This is a genomic window from Ruegeria sp. AG1 (assembly GCF_056541705.1).
The window spans coordinates 46,497-53,062 of the sequence record NZ_JBQFYU010000019.1; the positions used below are offsets into that span (position 1 = coordinate 46,497).

5 protein-coding genes are annotated in these 6,566 nt (G+C 53.5%); all 5 read right to left on the reverse strand.

The annotated features are described in order from the left end of the window. Positions 1-178 precede the first annotated feature (178 nt). The 5 genes from ACR0B5_RS21990 to ACR0B5_RS22010 all read right to left on the reverse strand — a co-directional run bounded on the left by ACR0B5_RS21990 (position 179) and on the right by ACR0B5_RS22010 (position 6,250). The gene (locus ACR0B5_RS21990; RefSeq protein ID WP_029622280.1) at positions 179-1,288 is read right to left on the reverse strand and encodes a Fic family protein; all 1,110 of its coding nucleotides are present in this window, start codon (positions 1,286-1,288) and stop codon (positions 179-181) included. A gap of 155 nt (positions 1,289-1,443) precedes the next feature. Next, positions 1,444-2,499 (reverse strand): helix-turn-helix domain-containing protein, encoded by a 1,056-nt coding sequence (locus ACR0B5_RS21995; protein ID WP_083445375.1) that lies wholly within the window; start codon positions 2,497-2,499, stop codon positions 1,444-1,446. Positions 2,500-2,676: 177 nt separating this feature from the next. Then, positions 2,677-3,645: a plasmid partitioning protein RepB gene (repB, locus tag ACR0B5_RS22000; RefSeq protein ID WP_480543465.1), complete on the reverse strand. Its 969-nt coding sequence runs from the start codon at positions 3,643-3,645 to the stop codon at positions 2,677-2,679. Continuing rightward, complete coding sequence (gene repA / locus ACR0B5_RS22005) at positions 3,645-4,829, reverse strand: plasmid partitioning protein RepA (protein WP_480543467.1); 1,185 nt, start codon at positions 4,827-4,829, stop codon at positions 3,645-3,647. The genes repB and repA overlap by 1 nt, the downstream gene beginning before the upstream one ends. A gap of 365 nt (positions 4,830-5,194) precedes the next feature. Continuing rightward, a complete protein-coding gene (locus ACR0B5_RS22010; protein WP_480543469.1) occupies positions 5,195-6,250 on the reverse strand; it encodes a tyrosine-type recombinase/integrase in 1,056 nt (351 codons plus the stop codon). Between the last annotated feature and the right edge of the window lie 316 nt (positions 6,251-6,566).

A 6,566-nucleotide genomic window follows, 5' to 3' on the forward strand; every position in this document is an offset into this window, starting at 1 on the left:
CGAGAAAGGTAAGAAAAGCAGATGTCCGCCATTGAATGGAATACGCCCAGCCTAGAGAGACCGCGGTTAGCCGACATTTAGGCTCTTCCTGTCAAGGGCAGCAATGTCCGCATTGCGGTCATTGGCACTAAGCGCAGCGAAGGTCAGGTTCCCGCCCTTCGTGTCGTACTTCACCCCCCTAACCTTCCCAATCCAACTTTAACCAATAGCGGGTGTATCTGAGTTCACCTGTTCGGCTCAGCGCCCCCTTTTCTACCAGGTCCTGCAGATCCCGCGTCGCCGTGGCGCGCGACGTTCCCGTGATAGAGATATAGTTCTCGGCGCTGAGCCCCCCTTTGAACCCGTCCTGTCCAGCCTTGAACAAACGGGCGACTACCTTGCTTTGGCGGGCGTTAAACTGATCACGATACCGATCGTAAAAATGCGTCTTGGTAATAAAGAAGCCGACCCGCTCAAGCGTCACCTGCTGTGCTGTAAGGGCTGTCTCGGCAAACCAAACGAGCCATGGCGTGACGTCCAGCGTCCTTTGATGGCGTTCAAGCTGATCATAATATGCCTTCCGCTCTCGCTCGATCGTGAAAGCAAGTGCAATCAGACTCGGCTGACCAATGTTTTGTGCCAGGGACTTTTCAGCCAGCGCCCTACCCAACCGGCCATTGCCGTCTTCAAAGGGGTGAATGCTCTCGAAATAAAGATGACTCAATCCTGCCCGGATCAGTGCACGCAATGGTTCGGGACCATCCGGTGCGGTCCGGTTGAACCAGGTTACGAACTGGTCCATTTCAGCCGGAACCTGACGTGAAGGTGGCGCTTCGAAATGAACCGTTGGACGGTCTAGCCTGCCTGAGACGATTTGCATCGCATCCTCATGGCTCCGGTATGATCCAATCGATTCCAGATGCCTGTCATGGGACAGAAGCATGTCATGCCACTGAAACAGGGTGTCGTGTGACAGTGGTTCTGAATAGTTGGAATAAACGTCCACCATCATTTCGGAAACGCCCTGCTCGCGCGGTTTGGACGGATAGCTGTCGGGAGCCAGTCCAAGATGTCGGCGCAGGGATGATTGCACGCTGAGCCGATCCAGCATCTCACCTTCGATCGCGCTGGTTTTCATCGCCTCTTCGCTCAGCAGGTCGATACGCAATTGATCACGATCTGCCCGGTTCACATGATGTACCGCTCCAAGCACTTCCCCTGAGGACAACAGGAACTGTTGCTCGTATGGTTCGAGTCTTGAGGCATCGTAACGAAATGTCGGCCAATCAGGGCTCTGCCAGTTCCACATCGTGAGGTATAAGAATCCAGTCTATAACTCATTATTTATTACTTTATGATCCATAGAGGTCAATCCTATAGCTCACTTCTTCCCGAACCGTTCAATCCAAACATTGGATTGAAGTATAAGCTGACGACAGAAAATCTCTTCCTGTTTCAAAAAACCTACGAACCATTGGAGGTCCGCGTCAGCATTGCGCTTGGAGATAGTTCTCCCTTTTCAATCTTGGCCAGTAGTGAAATCAGATAAGCCCCTGGAGACTGTATGTTCTCAGCACGCTGACAGATGTACCCGAGAACGATGAAGCGAATAGCTGGGCCAAACGTTGATTTCATTGCATACCAGGTTTGGCCAAGCCGTAGATACTCTGCGATATCATCCATAAGCCGATCACAGTGGTGCTGATCTTTTGCAAAGCGTAGCTCTGAGCATAGCCGTGGAAAACTGCGCTCCATTTGGTCTGGAGAAACCTGAATCTGAGAAAGTTTTTCTTTCTTAACTTCCGGATTCAAAGAGTCCTCTTTGTGCCCCTCAATTTCATTGTCACTGTCCCTCAATTTTTCTGTATCTGTCTGTGTTATTTCTGAGATTTCCACAGAGATTTCTGCCAATAGCTCGCAGAGTACATTCGCATCTGGTTTGCGACGCAGAGCATTGCGTACGGTGGTCATCAAATCGGAGACCGCGGTGTCATTTGCTACGAGTTCCCTAAGGCGTGCCAGAGCGGCGGAAACCTTGTCACGGAGTACAGTGAACTCCAGAACTCGATCAGCGTGCCTCTGGGCTTCCTGGATGAACTCAGGGTGCCGTTCAGACAAGGGCATCAAGGAGAGCCCAGTTGCGGTGACCACCCTGCCCTGTCGATCCCGGCGCGCCCATCGCTTACCGTTTGCGCTCATTACGCGGCGGATAAGTCCAAGCTCAACCAGCGTCGAGATATGACGCTCAACTGTCTGCACGCTGACATGCGTCCGTTTGGCGATCGCCGCGTTGGAAGCGAAGCAGATGTGATGATCATCTTGGTCCGCAGTAATCTGATCACCGCCCACAAAAGAAATCATGGCTCTCAGGACATTGAGAGTTGTGGATTTCAACCCAAGAGGTTCTCTGGCCTCTTCAACGGCGCGAAGAAGTATCCATTTTTTGGGTGTACTACTCCCCTGCCCTGCCGTCCCCGACAAGGTTGCTCCATTTGGAGCCAATGCTGCTACTGTTTTCATGATTATCTATCGGCAGACAAAAATTACCCGTTCGCTCAAGAGCGTTTTTTCTTGTGTGGCGATTCGGGTGCTGCTAGATTCTAGGTGTCTAATCTAAGAATTGCGCTTTGCGCAGCAGCCCTCGAAGCTCCGGTTTCGGGGGTTTTGTTTGTTTGCCTTCCTCCTTTCTGCTCGTCCTCAGTTCTTTTTCTCGGCGTTTACAGCTGTAAACTCAGCGTGTGAGCGCTTGATGATTTCAGCCATGTTTTTGTCCAACCAGCTAGCGAAGTCAGCGTTAGCTCCGGTCCTTTTGACCGAAACTGTTAGTGATCCGTTGGTGGATCTGATTGTAACTCCTTCAATTGGGCTGAGTTCGGCGGCACCTTCTCTTTGTCGTGCACCACGTTTGGCAGCTGCTTTTAGGAGCATTTCCAGCCGATCATCTGACGACATTGATGGCTCAATGGTTGCAAGCAGGTTTGCCGCTTCATCTCCCGCCAGCTTGCCTGCAACGAAGTGTTCTGCAAGCATGGTCCATTTTGGGCGGCCTGATTTTGGGGCTGCGCCGATCATGTCACCAATCTTTGCAGGAACATGTTGCGTAACTTTTGTCAGGTGAGACAGCCCTGATTTCGAAAGGTTCAATACTTGCCGCACCGTTGCAGAGTCATGCCCGGAAGTCAGGATCGCCTCGGCGAAACGTGCTTTCTCGTAGAAGGAAAGATTGCGCCTCGCAGCATTCTCAAGCCCTTTGGCGAGAAGCGCTGAAGCGTCGTCGATATCCTGAACATTGGCGCGGACTCTAATACCGAGTTCACGACAGGCTTTGAGCCTCCTCCTCCCATAAATTGCTTCGTATCGACCGTCGGATTTCGATTTTCTGACAAGAATGGGAACTTGTTGGCCACCGTCTTGGATACTCGACATCAAGCTTTCAAAGCTATCGTCTTCTTCGTCAGTGTTTACAGCTGTAAACTCACCAAGCCTATCGGCTGGCCCCCAATCGTCGATCAGAGCAGGGTCAATTTCCCTGATTGCGGCCAAGGAGCCCTGAAGCGCGCCAAGTGCAGGCGCATTGGGTTTTGGGGCTTTGTCAATGGTCTTGGGGCTAGAGCGCGCGATGGTGTTTGCGATCCCAGACATCTCCTGAAGCGATTTTCTAGCCATTAGCTGCGTCCCCATGCTTGATGGATCATTTGCTGTACCTCAGAACCGATCGCATCCATTGAGTTCTTTGCTCGATCATAAGTTGCGCGTGTCATTTCCGACCGCACGACCTCGTAAATTGATTGTTTGAGCATTGTGGCGTCACTGATTGCGGTGCTCTTGAGGGCCGTAGCTGACATAACGCGATCCTGAAACAGTGCTCGCATGAACGAAGCCAGTTGTTGAGACGGTACGTCTGTCGGCTCGTCGCGCGTTATCAGGAATTTGAAGTTGTCGTATTCGAGCGTCGCGCCGGCATCTTCAATGACTGCCATGTAAGCACCAGCGAGTTCGAGAAATTGAGCCGTAGAAGACACGTCCAGCATCGAAGGTGTCAGTGGCACAAGCAATGAACTGGCGGCGGCCATCCCGGCTATTGTCAAGAATCCGAGTTGAGGTGGGCTATCAATCAGAACAAGGTCAAAATCGCCTTCTACCTGGGCCAAGGCATTCCGTATTCTCGTAAAGAACGGATGGTCCGGGTTGGAGTGAACGGCAGATTCTGTCTCAAATTCGGAAAGAACAAGCCGTGACGGTGCTACAGACAGACCGGGGAAGTATGTCGGAAGCACAACGTCCGACATATCTACCGGATCTTCATACCGAATGGCATCGTAAATCGTCAGCCCGTCAAACTCTATTTCAGGGCTGATGCCGCACATGGATGTAAGCGAGCCTTGTGGATCCAGGTCAACGGCCAGTACACGGTAACCTCGAAGCGCAAAATAATGAGCCAAGTGAATTGTTGTGGTGCTCTTGCTGCTCCCACCTTTGAAGTTCATCAACTGCCAGACTTGGAGTTTCTCTCCTTCAGTCCGACGAGGGATATAGCGCCCCTTTTTGCGAGAAGTTTTCTCAAGCGTTTCGCGAGCCTCCCAAAGCTCATGCGCGGTATAGTAACGTCGACCGCTGCGCACGTCTTTTGGTTCCGGAATCGTTCCTTCTGCGTGGACCTTACGCATGAATTGACCTGAGACACCTAAGAGTTCGGCCGCCTCTGGGGCTGCAAAGTTGCGTAATGATTTGGTGTTGTCAGGGGCGAATGCCGCAAGAAGATGTTCCCGGATAGCCGAGTTTAATCTCTCAGAAATTTCCGTGGCGAGAGCTGATGGTCGTTCTGCCGCAAGTGGTGTCACGGGAATCATGTAGTTGCCTCAAATTAACGAATGTGGTCATTTTTGCGCCACTTGAGACAAACAGCCGTGATTCATTGCCCTAAGTCAAGGATTTTCGCTTATATTGTGGGTTCTACAAAGCTGCAAACTACATACGCTTTGCATCAGAGCAAATTGGTTTACAGCTGTAAACCTTGTTGAAGCGGTTCCCGGGCTACTATTGCCGATGAAGTTCTGCGTGCAAAAAAGTAGGCGCGTGCACAAAACCCTTCTGAATGCTCCGCCTCGAGTTGAGCTTTTCCCAGCGAGTAGTTGGCGCAAGGAAGTAGCGGCTTGAGCACCAAGACAAGTAATTGGGAAGGGCAGGGAGCCAATGGAGCTGATGACGTATTTCCTCAACCCAACAAATCTGCCGCCGGGTTTTCCGCGATATCGACATCGTCGTAATATTTCTGCGCCTGGGCCATGGAGCGATGCAAGGAAAGGCGCATGGCAGCCTGGATCGGGGCGCCATCCAATGCGGCCTGTGTCAGAAAACCCGAGCGCAACCCGTGGGGCGAGGCGAAGTCCTCGGGCAGTCCAGCCAGTCTTAACCGGTGCTTGACGATCTGATAGATCGCATCCGGACTCAGGCGGCGCTTCAGAACGTTATCGGCTTTGGAGATGGGGCGGAACAGGGGGCCATCCTCTATCCCGCCCACCTCGATCCAATGCACCAGCGCCAGCGCCGCGCGGCCCTTGAGCACCAGTCGGGGTGTCTCGCCCTTTTGCGTGGTCTTAGTCTCCATCAGGGAGATCCAGATCACGCCTGATGTGTCAAACTCCGTCAGCGCCACATCCGCGCGCATCAGTCCGGTGATCTCCGAGCGACGCCGTCCGCCCGAGGCCCAGCCCAGCATCAGCAGCGCCCGGTCGCGGCAATCGCGGCGCGAGCCGCGGCAGGTGGCCAGCAGCTGTTCGAGCACCTCGCGAGTGATCGGATGGGCGGATTTCGGGGCAGGGGGCCGGGCGGCGGCGCGGCGGGCCTTGGCCCGGGCCTGTTTCACCTGTGGCGCATCGAACGGGGAGGGCAGATTTTTCATCCGGTGGAAGGCCAGCCAGGAGGCGATGCGCCGGTCCAGCGTCGAAGGGGCAGGGCAGGCGAGGGACTTGCGCAATCCCTGAGCAATCAACGCTTCTGCGGTTTCGCGCGCCACATCCGTTTCTGGTGCGTCATTCAGATCGCGGGCGTGATCGAGAATGAAGGCGAGCGCTGTGGCCTCGCTCTCGGGCCAGCGCAGCGCCAGCTCGAACCGGGCCGTCTTCCACGCTGTCACATAAAGCAGATCGCGCTCATAAGCCCGCAGCGTGTTGGCAGGTGTGCCGCGGATATAGAGATCGGTCAGGGCGTCCTGATCTGCCTGCGACAGGGCAGGGGAGGCAGCTGGAAGATAGGGGGTAGGCGGCTTCATGGGGCACATTCTGCACCGCTTCGCGGCAAATTTCAATCATTCATGATAAGTGATACTTATCAGATGTGATAGCGATTTGAGTGTGTCTTCAGGGTAAGGCGCAAAAGTTTTTGATTATGAGCGTAAAGAGGGCAGGGTACCAAATATCACTACCCTTTGAAGGTGTAGACGCCCCCACTGGCCTCAATGTGCCATTGTGGGTTTGGGTTTCGTTGCAAAGTTTTAGGTCAGCCAAATAGTTCTGCGATCGCTTCAGTTCAGGTTGCCAACTCGGAGAATTGACGAAACGGGCAGATTCCGGGCGTGAACTGGCCTT